This window comes from Exiguobacterium sp. s183, from assembly GCF_018617655.1.
Classification (GTDB): Bacteria; Bacillota; Bacilli; order Exiguobacteriales; family Exiguobacteriaceae; genus Exiguobacterium; species Exiguobacterium aestuarii_A.
Window position 1 is genome coordinate 302351 of record NZ_JACSKN010000001.1, and the last position, 25150, is coordinate 327500.

The following is a 25150-nucleotide window of genomic DNA, read 5'->3' on the forward strand; positions in this document are numbered from 1 at the left end:
GCCGACCATTCGTCGGCTCTTCGTATGTGTTCGTACTCGTTATGCTGCGAACTCCAGAGACTCCAAAATCAACTCGTCTGTGCAATGAAGTTCGATCGCTATGTCGTGAATGCGGATAGAGGTGCCTTGTTCCTGTTGGTGCAAGCGATTTATCAAAGCCGCACGGTCTCGAATCGTCTCGTAAATGGATTCGGGTTGTTCTGCCTTGGTCATCACAAATCACATCCTTTTCAGCGATTACCACAAGTATAGCATGGAACGGACTTGAAGAAAGGACTAATTTATTTATGAAGTTACAGTTTTTAGGAACTGGATCAGGTATGCCATCAAAACAGCGTAACGTGTCAGGTCTTGCGCTCGTTTTACCGAAAGTCACCTGGTTGGTCGACTGTGGAGAAGGGACTCAACATCAGATGCTCTACACGAAAGTCAAACCACGTAAAGTGACGGCGGTATGGGTGACACATTTGCACGGTGACCATGTATTTGGCTTACCTGGATTTTTATCGACCCGTTCTGCGTTAGACGGAATGGATCCTCTCACGGTTTATGGTCCGAAAGGATTAAAGAAATGGCTCGAAGCGACACTTCGCGTCACAGGTTCTCATCTCGGTTATGAGTTGAACGTCATTGAATTCACGGACGGAGACACATTTGAGCAAGACGGTCATACGATCACTGTGCGAAAATTAGAGCATCGGTTCCCTTCTTATGGGTTTCGTGTCACAGGTCCGGAAAAACAGGGAACGTTGCGCGTAGATCGGGTGAGAGAGCTTGGAATCCCAAGTGGCCCCATCTATAAAACAATCAAAGAACAAGAACGGTTCGAATATGAAGGAAAATGGTACGATTCTAAAGAATACGTCACTGAACCGACTCCGGGCAAAGTCGTTGCGATTCTTGGGGATACAACACCGTGTGAGAACGCGCGATTGTTAGCAGAAGGAGCCGACCTCCTCGTTCATGAGGCGACATTCATGGAAAGTGAACAACCGCTCGCACGAAAATATGGTCACTCGACGACGCGTGAGGCGACTACACTTGCGAAAGCGTCTGCGGTCGGCCAATTGATTGTCACACATATTTCCGCTCGCTATGTCGGACGAGAGGAAGAATTTGAACAAGAGGTCGTTTCGGATTTTCCATCGAGTTTAGTTGCGACCGACTTTCTAGAATATACAGTGGGGGATTGATGTGACCATTCAACTCTATGTTTGGGCCGCGTTTTTAGTGATCAGCGTCCTGTTAGGTGTTCGCTTAAACCAATTGAAAGAACCGGAAGCCAATTTCTTTCCGAAGTTCTTATTTTATTCACTGCTTGGCATTGTTTCGTTTCCGATCGGTGGATTTCATATCCCAATCGGGTTTTTATTGTCTTTTTTATTCTTCCCGAAACAGAACAGCCGCTATAAATGGTATGGAGCGCTTTTAGGATTTTTCTTTTTTATCGTCTTATTATTCGTACCCTTGTTTGACCAATCTGGATTTCGTGCGGAATCGCAACAAATTGGCGTCGTCTCCGTCACGGATGAATCTTTCGACGAGATGACAGAGAAAATTTTGCAACGAGTCAACAGTGACTCCATCAAACTTGACCGAGGTAAGCTTCAAATTCATCGGGATGGGGACGTCCAAACGATTGAATATTTGCTGATGGTCGAACGAGCCGAATCGTTCCAACAAATTCGCGTGACGTACGCAGACGGACAATTATCTTATGAACAGATCGATGAATTACGAAAAGAATCTGGTCAGGCATTCTTTGAAAAGCTCGTCGAATTTGACCATATGTTGTCTACTTTAAGGGAACCTTCATGGGAAGAATATACAGATGTCATAGCCGCCCCAATCTTACAACTCTCTTACGATGGGCTGTATGATATGTATACGTTCGAAAATGAGTCGATGCTCATGATCAACCGTGACAATGAACTCGTTAAGTTCTGGCTACAACGTGAACCCGTCCTTGCTAACAGTATCCAGCTCGTCGGACTGACGCAAGAGGGTCGTAGTACAGGTGAACGCTATGCGATTCTTTACAATTATTCGATACACCAACGAGAGGATTTGACAGACCAATGAAATCATATGTAACGATTGCTCTACTAGCGACCGCACTACTTGCCGGATGTGGCGGGGAAGAGGCGCAGCAAGAATCGTGCGGAGTGAGTCCGACTATTTCAGTCTATAACGCAGCGACTGAGGAAACGCTCTATCAAGAGAAAAGTGTCTGCTTAGAAGAGGATGCGACTGTTCTCGATGCATTAAAAGCAACAGGACTCGACCTTGAGGTGACAGGGAGTGGTGATATGTCCTATGTGACGGCAATCGAAGGAATCGAAGAAAAATCTGAAGGACAATCGTCAGGATGGGTATTTGCTTTCAACGGTGCACCCGGGGATGAAGGTGCGGGCGCCAAAGAAGTGGAATCGACGGATGTCATTCAATGGCGGTTCGAAGAAGATGCAGTGGCTTTCTTCGAATGAGGCAGATTGGGAGCGGAGACATCCTGTCACGCTCCTTTTCTATCTCTTCTGTCACCTTTACATATTAATGAATGTCGAAGACGTCACTCTTTTTGTGGTCGGACTCCTCTTGCTACTTATCATTGAACGTCGTTTCCCTTGGTCAATGCTATCCATACTGATTGCGTTTGGGTTGATTTCAATCATGCCCATCCTGATTGGATGGGAAATTTCTTATTCATACATATGGCGTCAGCTTTTGAAATTGGCTGCCTTTTTACTCGGGATGTTATGGATTGCACGCATCATTCGTCTCGAACGATTGCTCCCGCTCTTATCGAAATGGCCACGGTCGTCTTCACTCTTATACGGCGCATGGGCACTCATTCCGTCAATGGAGCATGCGGTACGTCAGGCAGTCAGGAGTCATCCGAGGGCATCTTGGCGAGAGGGTGTGCAAATCGGGATTGAAAGTCAGCAAACTGAGCCGAAGTTTGCGGTTGACCCGATACGGCGCTTTCGTTTAGAGGATTTGTTGCAAATCGTCCTCATCGTAATCATTTGTTTTTCCTCACTTCATCTGTTTGTCGGACTTTGGCTGATTTATCCTTATCTCACGAAAGGAGGGATGCGTGATGCAATGGTTATCTACCGTTGACGGTTCGTTCGAGCAATACGTCGAACGTTACCGCCCGTATGTGATCGAGATGACGCAATCGTTCTCAGGAAAGGTTGGGCACTTACTTTCGAGTGTCGATCCTTTTCGAGGGGCGGAACTCGCTACACTATTACAAATCGACGCGCTTTATCCGAAGCGGTTTGATGCATGTTCGAGTGGAGAACAACAGATTGTTCGAGTCGCCTACGCCCTGTTAAATCGACCGGACTCCATCGTCCTGATTGAACCATTTCGGCATCTCGATCAATTTCGTAGAGAGCATTTAGAGATGTTGCTCCGCCGTATTTCTGGAATCGGGGTACAAATCGGTTATACCGAGCGAGCGAAAGAACCTTCAGGAGAAATAACGTTCACGTTCAACGAATCGGAAACGACACCTTCCATCGATGCGACCGACGTATCTTATCGGCATCCTCTGCAAGCGACCTATGCGATTGATCATGTGACAGTTCAGATGACTGAGCCTGGACTCACAGTTTGTGTCGGGACGAACGGGAGTGGGAAGTCAACGTTACTCGAACTATTAGCTAGAAGTAGACGTCCACTTCAGGGGCGAGTGAAAAAGGGAGAACGAGCAGTCTATCTTCCTGCCAATCCAGAAGTGGGTCCGTTCCCACAAGAAGGGAAGCGACGGGTCGCCCAACTTCAATCCGTCCTACACAATCCGTCGAGTGTCCTTTTACTCGATGAACCGACCGTGGATTTGACGAGGGGAGAGCGGGACGCGTTCTTTGATGCGCTTCAACAAAAAGCAAAGTCGGCCCGCGTCATCTGTGCAACACATGACATGGGCCTCATACAGATTGCGACGGATGTGATTTATCTAGCGAGCGGTCAAGTCGTCTTTCAAGGCGATCGGAACCTTTTTCAAGATCGGAGCACCTTATGGTCACATACGTCTTCGCCATCCTGATCGCAATCGTCGTGTTGTACCGATTCGAAAAATCTAGAATCCCGATTCAACCACTCGTTCAATTATTAGCACTTGCGGTCATTGGACGCTGGCTCTTCATGACGATACCGAATGTTCAACCGACGACGGCCATAATCATGTTGACGGCCTTACTGGTCAGTTTGAATGGAGCCGCCATCCTCACACTCTTTGTCCCGATTTTGTCAGGACTATTGCTTGGGATTGGTCCGTTTGTATTTTTTCAATTTTTAGGGTGGCTTCTTGTCGTTGTGCTCGTCCATCTATTTCGTCCGATCCTACTGAGGTCGAAAACCCTTTTCTTACTTTTTGGTTTACTATCAGGTTTTTTATATGGGTGGACGACAAACTTGGCGTTCATTGAAGTGGTCGGTACGGATGTCGTGAAGTTGTTGTTACTCAGTTTTCCATTTGATCTGGCCCACGGTATTTCGAATGTCGTCTTCTTGGTCATGATTCGTCCGTTATATGAGCGCATATTCCTTCGTCAACTCGGGTAAATATACAATATTCCTATCATATTGAGTGAGGTGAACGACGGATGAGTGCATATATTAACATTACTGAAGTCGGCATGTTTCTACTCGTAGGGTTGTTGTTTATCTTGTTAAACCTTGTTCTTTTAGTGAAACGTTATACGAGGGCCCGTTTCGCCATGCTAAGCATTCTAGCGGCAAGTGTATGGCCAGCGCTGATGATTGTTCTATCAGTAGAACAGTTGAGCGTGATGGATCAATTGACCTCTGGTGAATGGTCACTAGATGCTTTGCTTGCGTGGGGGGGCGTCATATCGACAGCACTCATGACGATGATTCCAGCAGGTGTCTTTTTATATCGGCTCGTAAGTGTCTCGCGATTACATTCAGAATCTTAATAGGAGCGACCGGCGACGGTCGCTCCTTTTTTCATGTCGTTGATTCAGCGGCTGACACGTCTGCTGGTTTTTGGACACGACGCAATACTTCGAGACTGAGAGCACGTGGCATCAACTTAGCCACCCCGACTAGGAGTTGATTCGAGAGGCCAGGCACAATCACGCGCTTATTATTCATGACACCTTTATAACCGAAGAAGGCGACGAGGTGAGATGGCATTTTTGAGAAGGACAATTCACTACCAGCGCGATCAAAGAAATTCGTATCTGTTGGGCCAGGGCAGAGGACACTGACGTGAACACCGCTCCCCTTCACTTCGGCATGCAGCGCCTCGGTAAGTGAGAGGACATAAGCCTTCGTCGCATAGTAGACGGCCATATACGGACCGGGTTGGAACGCAGCGACAGAAGCGACGTTTAGCACATAGCCGTGATTTCGTTGGAGCATACCCGGTAGATAGGCCTTTGTCAGTTCCGTCAATGTGTTGACGTTCAATCGTACTTCGTCCGCCTCCGTCTCGGCATCCAGGTCAGCGAACGCACCAGACGTTCCAAATCCAGCATTGTTAATTAAAAAGTCGACGGTTAGTCCGGCTTCTTCAATCATCGAGGTCAATTGTTTGGCAGCGTCATGTTTCGCCAAATCGAGCGCGAAGACATGTACATTGATTCGATATCTCGTTTCAAGGACTTTTTTCAGTTCGTGTAAGCGAGGTTCGTTTCGGGATACGAGAATACAGTCGTACCCGTCTCGTGCGGCGAGTACGGCCAAGTCTAAACCGATGCCCATCGAGGCCCCAGTGATTAAAGCTGTCTTTGACAACGTGATCCACTCCTTTAATGAAAAGTCATACATTGTTACTGAATTCTTCACGAGTTGTTAAAATCCTGCCCCGTTTGCACATTCAATCCTATGCTAAAGTATAGCAAGAAAATGTGATTAGACTCACAAAGTAGGGAGAAGAACAAATATGATGATTCAGCTCGTCACTACGGCGCAAAGCGTCGAACAAGCAGAAGCGTTAATTAAAGCGGGTACGGACCGATTGTATATCGGGAATTCTAGGTTCGGCTTGCGACAAAAGGGAGACTGGACAATCGATGCTGTGAGGGAAGTCACACAGCTTGCCCATCGATACGGAAAAGAAGTGACGGTGGCCGTCAACAATTTGATGCATAACGACCACATTCAAGAATTGCCGGATTATTTACAAATGTTAAAAGCGATTGGCGTCGACGATGTGACAGCTGGGGATCCCGGGGCCATCCGTTTAATCCGTCAAGCGAAAATCCCATATTGGTACGATGCCCAAACGCTCGTCACGTCCGCCAAACAGATTCAGTTCTGGGGGAAACGTGAGGCCATCGGAGCCGTCGTTGCGCGAGAAGTCACTCTCGAGGAATTGGTGTTGATTCAGCAACAAATCGGTCTCCCTGTTGAAGTACAAGTGTACGGTCCGACGTGTATCCATCATTCGAAGCGACCGCTCGTGACGAACTATTTCAATGAGCTTGGACGTCCTTCTGAAGAGGCGAAACAACGTGAGTTTTATATGAGTGAGCCAGCAGATGCGGCGAGTCGTTATCCTATCTACGAGGACGAGAATGGCACGCATATTTTCTCAGAAGATTTGACGCTTATGGGTCAGCTACCGACGTTAGTCAAAAACGGCCTTCACACATGGAAACTTGACGGCTGGCACGCGGAAGAACAGTTTGTTGAAATCGTTCAGTTGTTTACCATCGCGCGGGCGAATCTATTGAATGGTCAATTCGACCGAATCGAGATGGAACACCGCCTCAGAGAATTACAACCGCAAGCGTTTCGACTCGGAACGGGATTATTGTTACGTAAACCAGAAGAGATCAAGTGAGGGATCAAGATGAAACAACGTCCAGAATTATTAGCGCCAGCAGGAAACTTAGAGAAACTGAAGATGGCGATTCATTATGGTGCCGATGCGGTCTATATCGGTGGTCAACAATTCGGGTTACGTTCGCGTGCCGGTAACTTCAGCTATGACGAGATGCGTGAAGGTGTGGATTTCGCACATGCTCGCGGGGCGAAAGTATATGTCGCTGCAAACATGGTGACGCATGAAGGGGATATCGAAGGAGCTGGTGACTTCTTCCGCACGCTCCGTGATATCGGGATTGACGCAGTGATCGTCTCTGACCCTGCCATGATTGAGACGTGTCTCACAGAAGCGGAGGGCTTACCGGTTCACCTGTCGACACAAGCTTCTGCGACGAACTACGAGACGCTTCGTTTTTGGAAAGAAGAAGGACTCGAACGGGTTGTATTGGCACGTGAAGTATCGATGGATGAGATTGTGCAAATGAAACAAGAAGTCGATGTCGAAATCGAGACGTTTGTCCATGGTGCGATGTGTATCTCATACTCCGGTCGTTGTACACTGTCGAATCATATGACATTGCGGGATGCCAATCGAGGTGGCTGTGCCCAGTCGTGTCGTTGGAAATATGGCTTCTTTGAAGAGGGTAATCTCTTGACGGAAGAGATGGAGGCACGTGATGAAGAGCCGTTCTCGATGAGTTCGGTCGATTTATCGATGGTCCGACATATTCCCGACTTGGTGGACGCTGGAGTCGACAGTTTGAAAGTCGAAGGACGAATGAAATCGATTCACTACGTCGCGACCGTGTGTAACGTGTATCGACAAGTGATTGACGCATACTGTGAAGATCCTGAGAACTTTGTCTTCGACCCGGCTTGGGAAGAAGAGATTTGGAAAGCGGCACAGCGAGAACTCGCGAGTGGTTTCTATTACGGGATTCCGACCGAGAAAGAACAATTGTTTGGGAAACCGCGTTCGATTCCTCAGTACGCATTTGCGGCACGTGTCATCGCATACGACCCGTCGAGCGGGATGGCGACACTCGAACAACGAAATCACTTCTCAATCGGTGAAGAAGTTGAATTTTTCGGACCTGGATTCGTCCGTTTCTCCCAAATCATCGAGACGATTGAGGATGTAGAAGGTCAACCGATTGAATCCGCCAACCAAGCGATGATGACGATTCGAGTTAAAGTGGAAAAACCCGTCGCGACCGATTACATCATGCGCAAGCGAAAAGGGGTCCCGGCACGCGTCCTCGCCTGACACATCCACCGAGCCAACATAGTCGCCCGAACTGTCTAATCCTGCTACCCTAAGAGATAGAGACGGAGGGATGGAAGGATGAACCAAAATACGGAGCAATTGCGGACAGAGCCCATCGGCCGACTCCTGTTTAAGTTATCGCTACCCGCGATGATCGGGATGCTCGTGACGGCGCTCTACAATATCATTGATACGATTTTTGTCGCTCGTGGCATTGGAGCTTCGGCCGTCGCTGCCATCGGGATTGCGTTTCCCATACAGATGATCTTAATGGCCGTGTCGAGTGCTGTTGGTCTCGGTGGCGCCTCCATCAGTTCTAGGAAGTTAGGGAGAGGTGACGATGCCGGTGCGGCTGTCACATTTTTGAACGTGCTCGTCCTCGTCGGGTTGTTTGCTGCCCTCGCGGTGAGTTCCGCCTTCTTTATGTTGGATGAGATTTTAATGGTCTTCGGGGCGACGTCCGAGATTATGGAGCTCAGTCGACAGTACTTATCGGTTGTCTTGATCAGCTCACCATTCTTTATGTTCACGCTTGCTTCGAGTGCGATGGTTCGTGCCGAAGGTCAGGCACCGTATCAAATGAAGGTCATGTTGACGACCGTTCTCGTCAACCTCGTGACGACGCCACTGTTCATCTTCACGTTCGACTGGGGGATGTTTGGTGCAGCGACTTCGACGGCACTCGCTCAAGTCATCGGTTCCATTTTGATGCTTCGATTCTTCTTCGCCCGAAAACCAAAAACGGAACTGCGCTTCAAATGGCGACAGTTCCGGATACGATTCGATGAGATGAAAGAGATTATGGCAATCGGTTCCTCTTCATTCATCATGATGGTGTCCCAATCCATCTTGTTCGTTGGCGTCAACGTGATGCTCGGAACATATGGTGGGACAGAGGAGTTGGCGATTTTCGCCATCATCAATAAGTTCATGGCGCTCGTCGGCATGCCAATCATGGGTATCGTCCAAGGGATGCAACCGATTGTCGGATATAACTATGGTGCCGAAAGATACGATCGTATGCGTGAAACCATATGGACAGCGATGCGGGCTGGGATTGCAATCGCTGTAATCATCTGGCTCATCTTGCAAGTATTCCCGAATACGTTGATGGGATGGTTCTCGACGGACGAGGCATTGATTGCAGGAGGCGTGACGGCGATTCACATCTTGTTCGCCGTCTCGTTTTTACCGAGTGTTCAAATGCTCGTCAATGGGATTTACCAGTCACTCGGGAAAGCGCGAGTCGCCATGTTCTTGTCCCTTTCACGTCAGACGCTCTATACGATTCCGCTCGTCTTTATACTTCCGTCGTTCTTCGGAGTGTTCGGGGTATGGTTGGCGTTTCCGATTGCCGATGCGATGACGTTTTTGACGGCGGTCGCCTTGGCGTTCTGGGACCGTAAATTATTGTTCCGTCCTTCAGAAGAAGATCAAGAAACGCATGATGTAAATCCGAAAGCGACTAACTTATAATCAAACGTCCGCTCGTGTCGAGCGGGCGTCTTCTTTTAGGAACAAGTAAATCCCTCCTAGCAAGACGATGGCGCCGAGCCACTGGAACGGACCGAGTCGCTCACCGAAAAAGGCGTACCCAAATAGCATTCCCCATAAGGCCTCTCCAAGGATGGTAATACTGACGACGGTCGCACTGACCCGAGCGAGTGCATAATTGAACAGGTTATGCCCTAAAATCGTCGGGAAGAAGGCAAGGGCGAGGAAATACCACCAGTTGACCATTTCAAAGTCCGTGAACGTCGTCCCGCGTACGAGGAGCATGAAGCAAAGGACGACCGTCGCGACGAGATAGACGCTAAACGAGTACGTATTCGTGTTCATCGATGTCCGGACATGTTGACCGACGAGCCAGTACCCTGCGATGAGGAGGGCGGCAATCAGAGCGAGCAGGTCACCAAATAGTGCTTCTCGTCCGAGCTGAATATCACCTGCAGCGACAAGCATCCCACCGAGGACAGCTACGAGCGCGTATGCCAATCCTTTTCGCGTCGGGTTCTTTTTAAAGATCAAGGCGTTTCCAATTAAGACGAAAATCGGACTCGATGTGACAAAAAGAGTGGAGCTTGCTACTGTCGTATAATCGAGTGATAAAAACCAGAGCCAAAAGTGAAACGCGAGCAACGTTCCGCTAAGTAACAAAGCATATCGTGTCATCAATCGCGTTGTGATGAGTGATTTGAAATCGACGAATGGAAGTAGCATGAGACATGTGATCAGCATGCGGTAAAACGCAGCTGTCTCAGCTGGAGCAGACGTCCATTTGACGAACAAGACGCTCGTCGACAAGAAAAAAACGGCAGCGAATAAAATGAGGTAAGACATGACGACACTCCTTCACATATGTATGTTCTCTGTTAATCATATCGGAAAACAGCCGTGTGGCAAGCTATGATTCATGGAATACAAACAAATGCTCCCCTCTCGATATGTCCATCCTCGACTTGGTATAGTAAAATACATAGAAGAAGCAATCCCACCACGTACGTCTTGCCACGAAACTTAAGGCAAAGTAAGGAGTTCTTATGAGACTAATCATCGCGGAAAAGCCATCGCAAGCTCAAAAGTTGGCGGCTCCCTATCCATCTAAAAAAAGAAAAGATGAGATTGAAATCTCACCATGCTCACGTTTCCCGGAAGGGGCGATTGTCGTTTGGGCGGTCGGTCACCTTTGCGAACTGCAGGAGCCGTCACACTATCGTCCTGAATGGAAGTCTTGGAAATACGAGGCACTTCCGATTGTTCCGGAACGGTTCGATTATCGAATCTCGAAAGGGAAATCAAAACCGTTTTACGCCATCAAGAAATGGCTTCATGACCGCTCCATCACCGATGTGATTATCGCATCGGATGCCGAGCGGGAAGGGGAGGCGATTGTTCGATTAATTCTTCGACTCGCGGGAAACAAAAAACCGTTAGCACGACTATGGATTTCGAGTCTGACGGAGCAAGCGGTCGACCGCGGATTTTCTCAACTGTTACCGGGTGAGCAAACGGTCCCTTATTATCATGAGGCGATGAGTCGCGCATGTGCCGACTGGCTCGTTGGCATGAACGCTTCCCGTGCATATACGACCTTGTTGAAAACAATCGGGATCGAGGACGTGTTCTCGCTCGGTCGTGTCCAGACACCGACACTCGCCTTGATCGTCAATCGCGAACGAGAAATCAAGCAGTTCGTTCCAGAACCTTACTTTGAAGTCGAGGCGACACTTGCAAAAGGTCGGGGCACGTTCAAAGCAAAATATACACTCGGAAAGACGACGAAGCTCAAAACGCGTGAGGAAGCAGATGCGGTTGTGAAACGAGCTTCTGGCACCGCAACAGTCAAAACAATCGACAAAGAAGAAAAGATAGAGCAACCTCCATTTTGGTTCAGTTTATCCGGGCTTCAGGCAGAAGCAGGGAAACGATTCGGTTTCGGGGCGAAAAAGACGCTCGATATCGCTCAAAAGCTTTACACGAAAGGGTGGATCAGTTACCCAAGGACGGATTCTGGCTTTGTCACCCCAGATGAAGCGACGCTATTCCCTCAGACGAAGGCGAGATTGCTGAAGTCAGCCGCTTATGAGGGTCTTCGCGACGTTTTAACCGAGGATCCGTCAAAAAATCGTCGATACGTCAATGCGAAAAAGGTCAGTGATCACTACGCAATCATTCCGACCGAAGCTTGTGGTGATGTCACACGTCTCGGCGGCGATGAGGCAAAGCTGTACGATTTGATTAACCGACGTTTTCTCGCGGCATTTGCACCTGCGGCGAAGCTCGAGAAGACAACAGTTGATTTGATTGATGGAAACGACCTATATCGGGCAAAAGGGACCGTCGTCGTGAGTCCAGGTTATCGTCAAGTCGTCGAGATGAAATCAAAAGACGTCGAGCTTCCTGCATTGACAATCGGCGAAGAATTGAAAGAGAAGAAAATTGAAGTATTGTCAAAACAGACGGAGCCGCCGAAGCGGTATACGGAAGGTTCACTGATCATGGCGATGAAAGTCGCAGGAAAACAGCTCGATGACGAAGAGCTGATTCATATCATGAAAGAAGTCGAAGGTCTTGGCACCGAGGCGACACGCGCTAACATTATCGATGGATTGAAAAAGCGCGGTTATGTTCAACTTCAGAAAAAAGAGCTCGTTCCGACAGACAAAGGACGTCTCTTGATTGATGTGCTTGGGGACAGTATTTTAGCATCGCCTGTCATGACGGCGAAATGGGAGAAACGCCTTCACGAAATCGGCCAAGCATCGGCATCTGCCGCTGAATTCATAGAACAAGCGAAAAAGATGTCGATTCATTTGGTTGAAGAGGCGAAGTCGCGAGTCGAGGCAGCAAACCCGGAAGGTTATACGATTGAGGCGAAGCGTTACGGGAAAAAGGGAGCGACTCGACCGAAACCCTCGTTTGGAGTCTGTCCGAATTGTGGCAAAGCCCTCGTTGAGCATCCGAAGTTCATCGGTTGTAGTGGTTATCGGGAAGGATGTCGCTTCACCGTCTCCAAACAGGTGCTCGGCGTCGGACTTGTCAAAGATGAGTTGAAGCAAATGATCAACGGAGGTCAATCGAACGTGCATACGTTCAAAAAAGGCGAGAAGACGTTCAATGCTTCTTTATATCTTGAAAAAGGGACGCTCCGATTCGAATTCAAATAAAAGAAGGGTCGCGTTTTAGAGCGGCCCTTCTGTCTTGTCAGTCTTCTCTCTTTTCTGGTCGTCCTCGATGCGACGATTGATTTCGTCATAGTCTAGAACGATGTCGTCTTTGTTATCTTTGTAGGCATATCCTTTTTGAATGACGACGATGGATGCGATGAGGACGAGTAAAATAATTAAACCGCTGACGGCAAATATCCAGGCCATAAGAACCCCTCACTTTCTCTCTTCAGTATGCCAAATAGTGAGTCGATTCTTCAACTGGAACGAACAGACGGTAATTTCGTGTGACATTGAAAAGATATGGTACAATACGATGTAGAACACTACGTAGAGAAGGAAGGGATATTCATGGCGATTTTGATTGTGGACGACGAACCGGTCAATACGCTCGTTCTCGAGCAACTGCTTCACCAGCACGACTATGAGACGATATCGGTCTCGAGCGGAGAAGAAGCGCTCGATTTATTGATGGCCCCACAAGCCGCATCGCTGTATGATCTCGTCCTGTTGGATGTCGAGATGCCTGGGATTTCTGGAATCGAGACATGTAAACGAATTCGACAGATGGCTGATTACGAAGAAATGCCAGTCATCATGGTGTCGGGTCGTACAGATGAAAAGCAGATTGCTGAAGGACTAGATGCAGGAGCGTCAGACTATACGACGAAACCAATCAAGGTGACGGAGTTGCTCGCACGTATCCGCTCTGCTCTTCGCTATAAAGCGGCCGTCGATGAGCGGAAAATCTATGAGGCACGTCTCCAATACGATTTGGATCTTGCGCAAAAAATCCAACAAAGTGCGCTCACGCCACCAATCAGTAATGAAGAGATTGACGTGCGCGCTCTCTATCTTCCATCAAAAAAATTAGCAGGGGATATGTATGCGTGGTTCCAGGTCGCACCGGATCGGTATGGTGTCATCATCTTTGATGTCATGGGTCATGGGGTCTCTTCGGCACTCATTACGATGGGTATTCGCTCGATTCTTCCGGGACTTGTTGGAAATGTTCAATATCCGGTGGACGTGATGACCGAGTTGAATCGTCAAATGACGTTCTTGTTCTCGGGTGACGATATGCATAGTTATTTTACAGCGGTGTATTGCTATATCGATACAACGAAACGTCGAATTGAGTATGTGAATGCAGGGCATCCTCCAGTCATTGTGACGTCAGAAGAAGGCAATTGTCGTCTTGAGACGACGGGAGTACCTGTTGGCATGTTTGAAGAGCCAAATTATGAGTCTAAAGAAGTTGATATTGCTCCGGGCATGACACTTCACATGTACACGGATGGACTCATGGAATGTTACAGCAAAGATATTGACGATGGGATTCGCTGGCTTGAGAAGGACGTCTCCACGTACGGTCTCGACTATAGTCGTCACGTTGCAGAGCAACTCGTCCCGAAAATTGAAATTGAGGATGACCTTTGTCTCGTCACGGTCAAGATCTCATAACAAAGAGCCTGACGTATGATGCGTCAGGCTCTTGTACGTTTAGAAATATCGCTTTCGCCATAGGATATAAAAGGCGAGACCAGAAAATCCAATCATCATTGTAATCGCCATGATGAATCCGAACGGCTGTCCTTCCCAAGGAACTTGGACGTTCATCCCAAAGATTCCAGAAATCATCGTTGGAATACTGAGTACAATCGTAATCGACGCCAAGAACTTCATGACGAAGTTGACGTTGTTCGAAATGATTGATCCGAATGCTTCCATCTTAATGCTGATGATATCATTATAGATTGACGCCATTTCCATGGCCTGGCGGTGTTCGACGAACACATCTTCTAATAGTTCTTCGTCCTCTTCATGTTTCTCCAAACTTGGTGTCTTGACGATTCGGTCTAAGACACTATCGTTCGCTTTCAAAGAGGTCATGAAGTAGACGAGGGATTTTTGCAGGTTCATCAATTGAAAGATCTCTTGATTTCGCATCGAACGTTGTAGTTCCTGTTCAAGCTCGTCCATTCTCCGGTCGATTTGTCGCAAGAATCGTAAGTACGTCATACTCACCCGATGTAAAATCTGAAAGACGAAACGACTTCGATAATTCGTCCGGAACAGTCGTGCTTTGCCGTTTGCGAACAAGTTCAAGACGTCAAGCTCACGTGAGCAGACGGTGATGAAATGTCGTCCAGTCACGATGATACCGAGCGGGATTGTATTGTAAGTTCGCCCCGTATCATCTTCCTCCACGTACGGGACGTCAATGATCATGAGAAGACCCTCATCATCTTTTTCAAAACGCGGTTTTTCTTCGATATCAAGTGGGTCATATACAAAGTCTTCTGGAATGCCGGACGCCTCGATGACTTGATCGGCCTCATCTTTTGTCGGATTCACGAGTTGAATCCAGCTTCCTTTATCAAAGTCTTCGATTTCATCCACATGGCCTGATGCGTCAGTACGGTAAATCGTCAGCATGCATCTTCCTCCTACCTTAACTCAATCTTATTATAGGTAGCGAAAATGAAGAGTGCAATCCAAAGCAGGAGATTTTTTGTTTTCTCTAGAAAACATGTTACAGTGAGAGGGAACGGTTGGATAATCGTTTATTGAGGAGGGGTTATATTGACAAAAATGCCCGAAGACGCTCTGTTCAATGAAGATAAATTAGCGGAGCTCCACCAAATCGCAAATGGAAATATGGATTTTTTAAATAAAATTGCTACCACATATATTAAGCAATTCGAAGAAAAATACCCTGAATTGCAAGCAGCTGTCGAGTCGAATGACTATTCACGGGTCGAACAACTCGCCCATTTATTAAAAGGGGCGTCCTATTCGGTCGGCTTGGAACAGACAGCGCTTCTTTTTCATGACCTTGAAGTGGCAGGCGAGAATGCACATCTTGAAGGTGCAAATGAGACACTCGCGACAATCGAGTCGCATAGTCAGCGTTTTTTAGTCGAATGGAACCATCATTTTGAGCAGTTGACGTAAAAAAGTTTGCGACCGTGAAGTCGCAAACTTTTTTGTTATCCTACAAATTCGTCGAGTGTCGCAATCAAAATCCCGATTTCAGGTTTCGTGATTTGAGCGTTCGCCCCGACGGCCTCACCCTTATGCTTCAAGTCGTCTGAGATAAGTGACGAGAAGATGATGATTGGGAGGGACGCATAGCGGTCCATCTCTCGAAGACGCTTTGTCAAATGGAGTCCATCCATCTGTGGCATCTCGATGTCCGTGATGAGAAGGTCACACTCTACACCATCTTGTTCGAACGCATCGAGCGCCTCTTTCCCATTGTTGAAGATGGTCGTATTGAAGTATCCGGCATCATCCAATGTATCGAGGATGAGCGTTCGGAGCATTTCAGAGTCTTCAGCAATCCAAATGTTTTTATTCGAACGTTCGCGAGCCCCGAGGCGTTTGACTGATTCGCGGGCCATAATGTCTTTACGAGAAAGTTCGAGTGCGATTCGTTCATAATCAAGTAAGATGATCATTTGGTCACCTGTTTTGACGACACCATTCGTGATGCCTTGGACGCCGCGTGCAAGGTCGGAAGGCGTATCAATCTGTTCCCACGAGATGCGTTTGATCTCCGTCACCTGGTCGACGCGAAGAACTGATTTTTCCCCGTTAAACTCACAGACAATCAATCGATCGTCACTTCCGACCTCACGCGGATGATTGATGACCATCGGAAGGTCGATGACGGTCATGACTTCGCCCCGTAATTCAATCAGTCCCATGATTGCCTCTGGTGTGCCCGGAAGAGGTGTCAATGGAAGCATCGTGATGATTTCACGTACTTTCATGACGTTGATACCGAATAAAAACGGTCCAGCTTGGAAGATGACGATTTCAAGTTCGTTCGTTCCAGCCTCTAGTAAAATATTATGATCAGTGCTCAATGGTTGTCCCTCCTATTTCACGTACTCTCTCCTTTACTATCGGTTTCAGATCATCAAATCTATAGTGAAAAGTTGTTGAACTCTCGTCAGAATTCACAAAAAGTTTCATAGTAACCGTTTACATCTTATAAACTGAATCGTTATAGTTGTCCAATGCAAAAAAATCTGCATACAATGGGGTTGGCAACGAGATATTACAGCTTACTCAGGAGGCAGATAGAGATGATGAGTATGAACACATATCCATATTTATTAAATGGTCAATGGCAGGAATCATCAAGTCAGGAAACGATTGAACTCGTTTCACCATATAAAGACGAAGTCGTAGGTCGCGTTCAGGCGATGTCACGCGATGAAGTCGATGCAGCCATCCATGGCGCAAAACTTGCACAACAAGAATGGGCGGCGCTTCCGGTCAACAAGCGCGCTGAATTGTTGTATGCATGGGCAGAGAAACTCGAAGAACGCGTCGATGAGATCGGTCAAATCATCATGCAAGAAGTCGGGAAAAACTTGAACGATGCGAAAAAAGAAGTCGTTCGTACAGCTGAAATCATCCGTTACACAGCGGAAGAAGGCATTCGTTTCAATGGTGGATTCATGCAAGGTGATTCGTTCCCTGGTGGTTCGAAAAACAAGATGGCCATCATCAAGAAAGAGGCGCTTGGTGTCGTGCTCGCGATTTCACCGTTCAACTACCCGGTCAACTTGGCAGCGGCAAAAATTGCACCTGCTCTCGTCACAGGTAATGCGGTCGTCTTCAAACCAGCAACTCAAGGTGCAATCAGCGGAATCAAGATGGTCGAAGCCCTTCATGACGCAGGACTTCCAAAAGGTCTCTTGAATCTCGTGACAGGACGCGGTTCGGTCATCGGAGATTATTTGACGTCTCACCCAGGAATCGACATGATCACGTTCACAGGTGGAACAGGTACAGGTCAACACTTGTCACAACAAGCGTCAATGGTACCGGTCGTGCTCGAACTCGGTGGGAAAGATCCGGCGCTCGTCCTTGAGGATGCGGATTTGACACTTGCGGCAGATCAAATTGTCAGTGGTGCATTCTCGTACTCAGGTCAACGTTGTACAGCCATCAAACGCGTCTTCGTCCTCGAAGACCAAGCGGATGAGCTCGTTGGCATGTTGAAAGAACGCGTCGCGAAACTCTCGGTCGGTTCGCCTGAAGAGAACAGCTTCATCGTTCCTTTAGTCGATGCGAAAACGACAGATTACGTTCAAGGTTTGATTGACGATGCGGTCAACAAAAAGGCGACGGTCGTTCATGGAAATGAGCGTGAAGGAAACCTTATTTATCCGACATTACTTGATCATGTGACGACAGACATGCGTGTCGCATGGGAAGAGCCGTTCGGACCAGTCCTTCCTGTCATCCGCGTGAAATCACTCGAAGAGATGATTGAACTCACGAACGAATCTGAGTTCGGTCTTCAAGCGAGTGTCTTCACTCAAAATGTGAATAGCGCCTTTACAGTCGCTGACAAGCTAGAAGTCGGTACGGTCCAAGTGAACGGACGTACGGAACGTGGTCCAGACCACTTCCCATTCATCGGCGTGAAACAATCGGGACTTGGCGTTCAAGGAATCGGGCGTAGCCTCGAGACGATGACACGCGATAAAGTGACGGTTATCAACTTATAATATTCACCATTCGTGAGGGGGAGATGTCCCCCTCTTTTTTGTTTGATTGAAAACGCATCTTTCAGACGGGTATAATGGAGAAAGACAGGAAGAAGGGGTGGTGATGACGTGGCGGACTGGATTTCAAGCCAACTGGCAAGACTCGATATTCCGACACCGTTCGAAGTTGGAAACGTGAACGTATATATCGTTGAACATAAGAATCGCTTTTTTATGGTCGACTGTGGACCAGATACGGAAGAAGCGTGGACTTCATTGAATCGGCAACTTGAAGAGCTTGAACTATCGTTGTCTGACATCGACTTTTTATTTTTGACGCATCATCATGCCGACCATGCGGGGCAGGCGTGGCGACTTCGTGATGCCTCGATTCCGGTGTATGGGCACGAGAAGCTCGTTCGATACTTAGAACAAACCCCGAATTTTCTAAAAAGGGGCAACCACTTTTTACATGAATTGGCGCTCTCATTTGGAGCACCGGCGCCACTCGTGGAAAAATTGCCAGACTATCGGGAAGCATTACGTTGGATTGGGCCGACGACCGTCACCATGACGTTTAGTGACGGACAAGCTGTGACACCGGACGGGGCGTGGCAAACGATTCATTTGCCGGGACATGCGAGTGACCAGCTCGGATTGATCGGTCCTGGAGGCGTTTTGATTGCGGGAGATCACTTGATTGATAAGGTCGAACCAAATCCACTCATTGAACAACCGTATGAGGATGAAGGGTTTGCCTCACCGGTTATTCTCTACATCGATTCACTTAAAAAGTTGCGTGGAATCGATTTGAAACTTGTCGTCAGTGGACATGGTGAACCGATTCATCATCCGAACGATTTGATTGAGAGTCGAATCCGACAACGGTATGAGCGCAGTGAACAATTGCTCACTGAATGGGAAGATGGACTCAGTGTCTTTGATTGGTCGATGAAACTATATGGGAGAAAGATGCGAAGTGGTATGCCACTCGTCTTTAGCGAGGTGTTCGCACGACTCAGTTTACTCGAAGAGCGTGGCGACATCGAGAGACGCCGAGATGACCAAAAATGGATTTATACAAAGAAAGAAGAGATGTCATGAAACGGGTAGTCATTACAGGTGCGTCAAGCGGACTCGGTGCCGCATTGGCGCATTCTTTTTATGAAAAAGGATATAGCGTGTTATTGATTGGAAGACATGAAGAACGTCTGAAAACCATTGCGACCATGTGTGAGGGAGAATGGATACGCGCGGACGTCACGAAGGCGGATGCTCTTGTTGATGATGTGATTGAGCGATTTGGGAAGTTTGACGTTTGGGTCAATAACGCAGGAATGGCTGAATTTGATTTCGTGACTGATCAATCGACCGATGTGATGAAAGAAACGATGCATGTGAATGCCGTCGCTCCGATGTTGTTATCGAGAAACGCTGCCAGAGTGTTAGGACGTGGAGGTGTCATCATTAACATTTGTTCGCAAGCTGCAAAAGTTCCGACACCGAAATCAGCCGTGTACGCAGGATCGAAGGCGGCACTTTTACAGTTTTCGAACGCCCTGCGACTCGAGTTGAAGCCACGTGGCATCCATGTCATGACCGTCAATCCGGGACCGATTGCCACGCCGTTCTTTGATCGGGCCGATAAGAGTGGTACATATGCCCAAAGCGTTAAAGGAATCATGCTTGATCCGAAACGATTAGCCGACGTGATTGTCAAAGGGAGTTTTACGCGCAAACGCGAGATCAATGCGCCGTGGTGGATGAATATCGGTGCGAATGTGTATGCAATATGCCCAAATATGTTCGAAATGCTCGCAAAACGGGGATTTGAGAAAAAGTAAAAAAGGGGGAGAACGATGAAGAAATGGAGAGTATTGCTCGCAACGCTTATGCTCACTTTCGTTGCAGCATGTGGGAATGAAGAGGCGGTTGAGTTTTCGGACACATTCGAAGATGCGGCTGAGTCAGCGGAAGGATCGACCGTCAATCTATATATGTGGGGTGGGGATGAAGGAATCAATAGCTATATTGATGACTATGTGGCACCCCGGCTTGAGGAATCTTACGATCTCGAATTAAATCGTGTCGCGATGGATACGGCAGAATTCGTACGTCAGCTATCGCTCGACAAAAAAGCGGACAGACAAGTCGGAACAATCGACGTCGTCTGGATTAACGGCGATAATTTCCGAAATGCGAAAGAAGCAGGACTCCTTCGGGATGGACTGATGGAGCGTGTCCCAAATGCCACGTTATTAAATGAAACGGCTCAACAATCAGATGCCGGTACACCGACAGATGACTTGGAACTCGCTTGGGGAAATGTACAGTTTATCTTGCATTACGATGCAGCGAAAGTAGACAATCCTCCAGAATCATTTGAGGAATTACGTCGCTGGACCGAAGACAACCCAGGTCGTTTCACGTATCCTGAAGTCACAGATTTCACTGGAAATGCTTTTGTCCGCCATCTTTTATATGAGCGCTACGGTGATGAATTGAACAAAAATGCGACCGTTGAAGAGACGTTCTGGGATGATTTGAAAGCGTGGTCCCCGAATTTATGGAAAGAAGGACAGACGTATCCGAAGACGCTTGAACAACTCGATCAACTCTATGCATCAGGGGAAGTTTGGATGACGATGGGCTTCAATGAACGTCGAGCCGAAGCTGAAGTGAAGGAAGGCATCTTCCCGAAAGAGACACGTGCACTTCTCTTAGATCACTCGATTGCCTCGACGCACTTTTTGGCTATTCCCTTCAATTCACCAAATCCAGATGGGGCGCTCGTTCTCATTCAAGAACTGTTATCGCCAGAAGCTCAGCTCGTGAAACAAGGTCCTGATTATTGGGGAGATGGGACGTCACTCGATTTAACAAAACTTGATGCAAACGACCAAAAAGCCTTCGAAGAGCTAGGAGACGGCGTGACGTATCCAAATCCAGAACAGTTGCTCGAACGCTCGATTCCAGATTATGGACCGAACATCATTGATGCCGTACGCGAGGAGTGGCCGAGTGTTGCGAAGTAGTGTCGCGTTAACGATTCTCGTATCTTTTTTGCCGCTCGCTGCCCTCCTTTTTCTAGGAATGGAGGCGCTCGGGACGGATTGGGGCGCACTGTTGACAGACGAAACGTGGCGAGATAGTTTATTCACTACGCTTTATGTCGTCAGTGTGTCGACAATCGTATCGCTCGTCCTCGGAACGTGGGTTGCACGGACGGTTGTAAATCAACGATGGCGATTCACATCGACAATCTTGAAAATCCCGATGTTCGTTCCTCACATCGCAGCGGCGTATTTGTTTTGGCTATTATTTAGTGGGTCCAATGGTTTTTTGGGGATTGAGTCGAACGAGCGAGATTATGTGACGGTTATCCTGACATACATATGGAAGGAGACTCCGTTTGTCTTTTTAATGATGATTGGAACGTACGAACAATTGAATCGGGGTTACGTAGAAACGGCGAAAACGTTGCAACTTTCTCCCTTTGCACAATTCAAACATGCAGAGTTCCCGTTCTTGATTAAACCGTTGCTCGACTCGACTTGGATCTTAATCGCTTTTATTTCATTTGCGTATGAGGTTCCGGCACTGCTCGGTGTGACCTATCCAAAACTAATCGGTGTCCTCGCATACGAACGACTCTCTACGGGACTCTATTTGGAGGCGACAGAACCGTATGCCGTCGCCCTTTTTTGGACATGTTTTGTCGGATTCGGTGTATTTGTGTCTTACGTGATGACCGCATCCGTTCGACGACGGATTGAACGGGGGGTAAGGCGATGATTCGTCAAGGATTCATCCTACTTATTGCGCTATTCCCATTCGTCAGTTTATTTTTAGTCGCTCCGTCAATGGAAATCGGGAATGTTGAGTCCATTGTTCATACGATTGGATTAACCATTATTCTATCTGGCATCAATGTGTGGCTAGCGACGACATTTGCCTGGTGGCTCTTATGGACAGAATCGAGATGGAAAAGTGTCATAGAATGGCTCGTGTTTTTACCGTTGTTCATTCCGATGCTTGCCACTTTGTTTGGGCTTTATCTGATCTTAGCTGAAGTTGGGCTAATCGGGACTTATATCGGAGTCATAATCGCCTTGCTCGTCGTGACGATTCCATATTCAATCCGTCTCGCTTATAACGGAATGGCGGTCATCGGTCGTCCACTTTTAGAACAGGCTCGACTATTGCCGATGAGTCGACGAGTCGTCTATGTACTGTATCCGCTCTTCTCGAGAATGATGCGGACCATCGCGTTATTCACGACCGTCATTTTACTCAGTCAATTCGCACTCATTCAGCTGATCGGTGCAGGATTGATCCCGACGGTGACGACAGAATTGTATCAATCTTACGCGGGAAACAATAGGAGTCTCGCGCTCTCGAACACATGGATGCTCATTTTATTCCCCGTAGTCATCTATTTTTTGCTTTCCGGATGGAATCGGTGGATGGTGCGTATGCTGAAAGGACGTCTACAATGAGTTTGAATGTACACGATTTACGTAAACAATTTGGATCAAGACACATATTAGATGGTGTCAATTTTAAAGTCGCACCTCATGACATTCATGCAATCGTCGGGGTGAGCGGCTCAGGGAAATCGACAATTCTCCGAATCATCGCAGGTCTCGAGACGGCTGATGGAGGTGATGTGTGGTGGAATCATCGCTCCTTAAACAACATTCCCGCCCATAAACGTCGCGTCACGATGCTATCGCAGACTGCATTGTTGTTCCCACATCTGACGGTAGGGGAGAACGTCACACTCGCGACACGTGGGCGTTCACGTAAACAAGCAGAACATTGGTTACAGGTCGTTCGCCTCGCTGACCGGTACGATGCTGAAATACACGAACTATCGGGTGGAGAACAGCAACGCGTGAGCCTTGCCCGGGCTCTAGCAGCAGAACCGGAACTTCTGTTATTGGATGAACCGTTCACAAACCTTGATCCGAAGCTAAAACTTGATTTGCAACGTTTCATCCGTGACTTAGTCAAAGAGCTCGGCCTCACGGCAGTATTGGTCACCCATGACCGAGAAGAGGCGATGCTCATGGCAGATCGAGTGACACTGCTTGAAGCTGGTAAGGTGACGCAGACAGGGACCGCAGAGGAGTTATATGACTCCGCACCTGGATTCGGAGACTTTGTCATGCTCGATGGCAAACTTCGACCATTGTCCGAGGTGGAAATATCCGAAACGATTGGTGAACCGGTGCAATTGATGAAGAAAATTTATCGGTTCGGTCAGTGCTTTGGAGAATATCATTTCGAGGATGGGAGGTCGGTCATGTTACCGACGCATGAATGGTTTCAAATCGGATTGACGTATCGAATCAAACGAAAGGAGGAATACCATGCTTGATACGTACGGGAGTCGTTATGTCCAACCTGTCATTGAACGGGGGGCGAATCGACTGCTCAAATGGAACTTCACACCGAATGAAGTAACCATTTTAGGCGGAATCATAGGGGTTTCGACAGGAATCTTTATTTATAATGACATGCACTGGACGGCCGTTATCTTATTGTGGCTATCTGGTTTGTTTGATGTCTTGGATGGAACGATGGCACGAAAATCCAAAACGACTGGTTTTGGAACGGTGCTCGATCTCGTCTTGGACCGGTTCGTCGAATTGTCGGTCGTGATTGCCCTCGCACTTCGCTATCCGGAATACATGCCAATCTTTCTCATATTGATTGGATCATTTGTCATTGCGATGACGCTATTTTTGGCTGTCGGTGCAAGTAGTTCAAGGCGATCAGAGAAGACATTTTATTATCAGCCTGGAATCATTGAACGAACGGAATGCTTCATCTTGTTCACATTGATGATTCTCTTCCCGAACTGGGTCGGTGTGATTGCGCTCATCTTTTTAGTACTTGAAGTGATGACAATCACGCAACGATTCATCGAGGCGCGGAGAATTTTGCGATGAAACAAGTATTGGTTTTGGCAGGACTCGGTCACGGTCAGCTTGAAATTTTGGACCGTCTTGATGAGATTCGAGAGCATTACGAAGTTCAATTCATCGGAGGACGTCAGACGGTGTATACAGGTGCCTTCCCACAAGTGATTGCCGGGCTCATGAACTCCGCGACAGTCCAATTGCCACGACTTGAACCGGTCGCAGAACGGGTTATCTCAATTGACCCTCATCAGCAAACCGTTCAAACGGAACAGGGCTTGTTTCACTACGATCAACTTGTGCTGGCGACTGGTGCAAAGAGTAGAGGCATTGGGACACCGCTTAAACCGATGTCACAAGCTTTACTTGGCCGTATCGATTCGAGTCCAGTAGTGACGATTGTCGGTGGGGGCAAGGCCGGTGTAGAAATGGCGTTTACGTGCGCAAAGACGAAAGACGTGACGCTGTATGCGAAAAAGATTTTGCCAGACGTGCCGCTCCATAGACAGAAACAAATTGAACGTCTTCTAGTGAAATCAGGCATTATGGTCGTGAAACAACAGTTTCAAGATGACGCATCGGAGGGGCTTCTGCTAGATGCGACGGGCGTTGTTCCCGTAGAATGGTGGGCTGAATCCGAGCTTGCAAAACCTGACAATTTTATAGCGACGGATGAATATTTACGTCATCATCAGTTTACAAATATATATATAACAGGAGATATGGCATCCTGCTTAAATGGAGGTGTCGATGCTGTCAGATCGGGGCGCTTTGTCGCCAAGCGCTTACTCGGTGAGACGAGTCAACCATTTCGAAGACGTCAATCGATGAATATACTATTGACGACACCAGGTCGTGCCTTGCTGACATTTGGACAGTTCACCTGGCATGGACGACTTCCGTATTATGTGAAGCGTTTCATTGATTCGCGATATGTTCGGCACTACAAGTAGTCGGAGGTTTAAAGCG

At 47.8% G+C, this 25150-nt stretch carries 28 protein-coding genes; 22 read left to right on the forward strand and 6 right to left on the reverse strand.

The window, feature by feature from the left end:
* Positions 1-39: 39 nt before the first annotated feature.
* Positions 40-213 (reverse strand): hypothetical protein, encoded by a 174-nt coding sequence (locus KNP62_RS01540; protein WP_214748115.1) that lies wholly within the window; start codon positions 211-213, stop codon positions 40-42.
* A gap of 74 nt (positions 214-287) precedes the next feature.
* Between KNP62_RS01540 and rnz the strand changes: the two genes are divergently transcribed.
* From rnz to KNP62_RS01575, 7 genes are read left to right on the forward strand one after another with little or no spacing between them, the layout of a single operon-like run.
* The gene (gene rnz / locus KNP62_RS01545; RefSeq protein WP_214782459.1) at positions 288-1193 is read left to right on the forward strand and encodes a ribonuclease Z; all 906 of its coding nucleotides are present in this window, start codon (positions 288-290) and stop codon (positions 1191-1193) included.
* A gap of 1 nt (position 1194) precedes the next feature.
* Positions 1195-2082, forward strand: a complete 888-nt coding sequence (locus KNP62_RS01550; RefSeq protein ID WP_214782461.1) for a hypothetical protein — start codon at positions 1195-1197, stop codon at positions 2080-2082.
* Positions 2079-2486: a DUF4430 domain-containing protein gene (locus KNP62_RS01555; protein WP_074033270.1), complete on the forward strand. Its 408-nt coding sequence runs from the start codon at positions 2079-2081 to the stop codon at positions 2484-2486. Before KNP62_RS01550 ends, KNP62_RS01555 begins: the two co-directional genes overlap by 4 nt.
* A complete protein-coding gene (locus KNP62_RS01560) occupies positions 2437-3123 on the forward strand; it encodes a hypothetical protein (protein WP_251125551.1) in 687 nt (228 codons plus the stop codon). Before KNP62_RS01555 ends, KNP62_RS01560 begins: the two co-directional genes overlap by 50 nt.
* Entirely contained in the window at positions 3101-4057 is a 957-nt protein-coding gene (locus KNP62_RS01565; RefSeq protein WP_214782462.1) for an ATP-binding cassette domain-containing protein, read from the forward strand. The genes KNP62_RS01560 and KNP62_RS01565 overlap by 23 nt, the downstream gene beginning before the upstream one ends.
* Positions 4030-4575 carry a hypothetical protein gene (locus KNP62_RS01570; RefSeq protein WP_214782464.1) on the forward strand — a complete coding sequence of 182 codons (546 nt, stop codon included), beginning with the start codon at positions 4030-4032 and terminating at the stop codon, positions 4573-4575. Before KNP62_RS01565 ends, KNP62_RS01570 begins: the two co-directional genes overlap by 28 nt.
* A 41-nt stretch (positions 4576-4616) precedes the next feature.
* Positions 4617-4949, forward strand: coding sequence for a hypothetical protein (locus KNP62_RS01575; protein ID WP_214782466.1), 333 nt, complete (start codon positions 4617-4619; stop codon positions 4947-4949).
* A gap of 31 nt (positions 4950-4980) precedes the next feature.
* Here the strand turns inward: KNP62_RS01575 and KNP62_RS01580 are convergent, their stop codons facing one another.
* Positions 4981-5772 (reverse strand): SDR family NAD(P)-dependent oxidoreductase, encoded by a 792-nt coding sequence (locus KNP62_RS01580; RefSeq protein WP_251125552.1) that lies wholly within the window; start codon positions 5770-5772, stop codon positions 4981-4983.
* Between the two features lie 154 nt (positions 5773-5926).
* Between KNP62_RS01580 and KNP62_RS01585 the strand changes: the two genes are divergently transcribed.
* From KNP62_RS01585 to KNP62_RS01595, 3 genes are all read left to right on the forward strand, one after another.
* Entirely contained in the window at positions 5927-6823 is an 897-nt protein-coding gene (locus KNP62_RS01585) for a peptidase U32 family protein (protein ID WP_353047511.1), read from the forward strand.
* Positions 6824-6832: 9 nt separating this feature from the next.
* A complete protein-coding gene (locus tag KNP62_RS01590) occupies positions 6833-8074 on the forward strand; it encodes a peptidase U32 family protein (RefSeq protein WP_214782470.1) in 1242 nt (413 codons plus the stop codon).
* A 78-nt stretch (positions 8075-8152) separates the two neighbouring features.
* The gene (locus KNP62_RS01595; protein WP_214782472.1) at positions 8153-9550 is read left to right on the forward strand and encodes an MATE family efflux transporter; all 1398 of its coding nucleotides are present in this window, start codon (positions 8153-8155) and stop codon (positions 9548-9550) included.
* On the opposite strand, the gene KNP62_RS01600 is transcribed toward KNP62_RS01595, so the two are convergent.
* On the reverse strand, positions 9551-10414 hold the full coding sequence (locus KNP62_RS01600; RefSeq protein WP_214782474.1) for a DMT family transporter: 864 nt from the start codon (positions 10412-10414) through the stop codon (positions 9551-9553).
* 200 nt (positions 10415-10614) lie between these two features.
* Here KNP62_RS01600 and KNP62_RS01605 point away from each other — a divergent pair, with 200 nt between their 5' ends.
* On the forward strand, positions 10615-12741 hold the full coding sequence (locus tag KNP62_RS01605; RefSeq protein ID WP_214782477.1) for a DNA topoisomerase III: 2127 nt from the start codon (positions 10615-10617) through the stop codon (positions 12739-12741).
* 15 nt (positions 12742-12756) lie between these two features.
* Here KNP62_RS01605 and ytzI read toward each other — a convergent pair whose 3' ends face one another.
* The gene (gene ytzI, locus KNP62_RS01610; protein WP_074033260.1) at positions 12757-12948 is read right to left on the reverse strand and encodes a YtzI protein; all 192 of its coding nucleotides are present in this window, start codon (positions 12946-12948) and stop codon (positions 12757-12759) included.
* A gap of 144 nt (positions 12949-13092) precedes the next feature.
* Here ytzI and KNP62_RS01615 point away from each other — a divergent pair, with 144 nt between their 5' ends.
* Entirely contained in the window at positions 13093-14205 is a 1113-nt protein-coding gene (locus KNP62_RS01615) for a PP2C family protein-serine/threonine phosphatase (protein ID WP_214782480.1), read from the forward strand.
* Positions 14206-14244: 39 nt separating this feature from the next.
* On the opposite strand, the gene KNP62_RS01620 is transcribed toward KNP62_RS01615, so the two are convergent.
* Positions 14245-15180, reverse strand: a complete 936-nt coding sequence (locus KNP62_RS01620; protein WP_074033258.1) for a magnesium transporter CorA family protein — start codon at positions 15178-15180, stop codon at positions 14245-14247.
* A gap of 156 nt (positions 15181-15336) precedes the next feature.
* Between KNP62_RS01620 and KNP62_RS01625 the strand changes: the two genes are divergently transcribed.
* Positions 15337-15699: an Hpt domain-containing protein gene (locus KNP62_RS01625; RefSeq protein ID WP_214784029.1), complete on the forward strand. Its 363-nt coding sequence runs from the start codon at positions 15337-15339 to the stop codon at positions 15697-15699.
* Positions 15700-15734: 35 nt separating this feature from the next.
* On the opposite strand, the gene KNP62_RS01630 is transcribed toward KNP62_RS01625, so the two are convergent.
* Positions 15735-16616, reverse strand: coding sequence for a chemotaxis protein CheV (locus tag KNP62_RS01630; RefSeq protein ID WP_214782483.1), 882 nt, complete (start codon positions 16614-16616; stop codon positions 15735-15737).
* A gap of 222 nt (positions 16617-16838) precedes the next feature.
* On the opposite strand from KNP62_RS01630, the gene KNP62_RS01635 reads away from it, so the two are divergent.
* The 9 genes from KNP62_RS01635 (at position 16839) to KNP62_RS01675 (ending at position 25134) form a co-directional block, all read left to right on the forward strand.
* On the forward strand, positions 16839-18275 hold the full coding sequence (locus KNP62_RS01635) for an NADP-dependent glyceraldehyde-3-phosphate dehydrogenase (RefSeq protein ID WP_214782487.1): 1437 nt from the start codon (positions 16839-16841) through the stop codon (positions 18273-18275).
* Positions 18276-18383: 108 nt separating this feature from the next.
* Positions 18384-19358 (forward strand): MBL fold metallo-hydrolase, encoded by a 975-nt coding sequence (locus KNP62_RS01640; protein ID WP_214782489.1) that lies wholly within the window; start codon positions 18384-18386, stop codon positions 19356-19358.
* The gene (locus KNP62_RS01645; RefSeq protein ID WP_214782491.1) at positions 19355-20098 is read left to right on the forward strand and encodes an SDR family NAD(P)-dependent oxidoreductase; all 744 of its coding nucleotides are present in this window, start codon (positions 19355-19357) and stop codon (positions 20096-20098) included. Before KNP62_RS01640 ends, KNP62_RS01645 begins: the two co-directional genes overlap by 4 nt.
* Before the next feature lie 15 nt (positions 20099-20113).
* The gene (locus tag KNP62_RS01650) at positions 20114-21289 is read left to right on the forward strand and encodes an ABC transporter substrate-binding protein (protein WP_214782493.1); all 1176 of its coding nucleotides are present in this window, start codon (positions 20114-20116) and stop codon (positions 21287-21289) included.
* On the forward strand, positions 21276-22049 hold the full coding sequence (locus KNP62_RS01655) for an ABC transporter permease (protein ID WP_214782495.1): 774 nt from the start codon (positions 21276-21278) through the stop codon (positions 22047-22049). The genes KNP62_RS01650 and KNP62_RS01655 overlap by 14 nt, the downstream gene beginning before the upstream one ends.
* Positions 22046-22753, forward strand: coding sequence for an ABC transporter permease (locus KNP62_RS01660; RefSeq protein ID WP_214782497.1), 708 nt, complete (start codon positions 22046-22048; stop codon positions 22751-22753). Before KNP62_RS01655 ends, KNP62_RS01660 begins: the two co-directional genes overlap by 4 nt.
* Complete coding sequence (locus KNP62_RS01665) at positions 22750-23637, forward strand: ABC transporter ATP-binding protein (RefSeq protein WP_214782499.1); 888 nt, start codon at positions 22750-22752, stop codon at positions 23635-23637. The genes KNP62_RS01660 and KNP62_RS01665 overlap by 4 nt, the downstream gene beginning before the upstream one ends.
* Positions 23630-24211, forward strand: coding sequence for a CDP-alcohol phosphatidyltransferase family protein (locus KNP62_RS01670; RefSeq protein ID WP_214692829.1), 582 nt, complete (start codon positions 23630-23632; stop codon positions 24209-24211). Before KNP62_RS01665 ends, KNP62_RS01670 begins: the two co-directional genes overlap by 8 nt.
* Positions 24208-25134, forward strand: a complete 927-nt coding sequence (locus tag KNP62_RS01675) for an NAD(P)/FAD-dependent oxidoreductase (RefSeq protein ID WP_214782501.1) — start codon at positions 24208-24210, stop codon at positions 25132-25134. The genes KNP62_RS01670 and KNP62_RS01675 overlap by 4 nt, the downstream gene beginning before the upstream one ends.
* Positions 25135-25150: the final 16 nt, after the last annotated feature.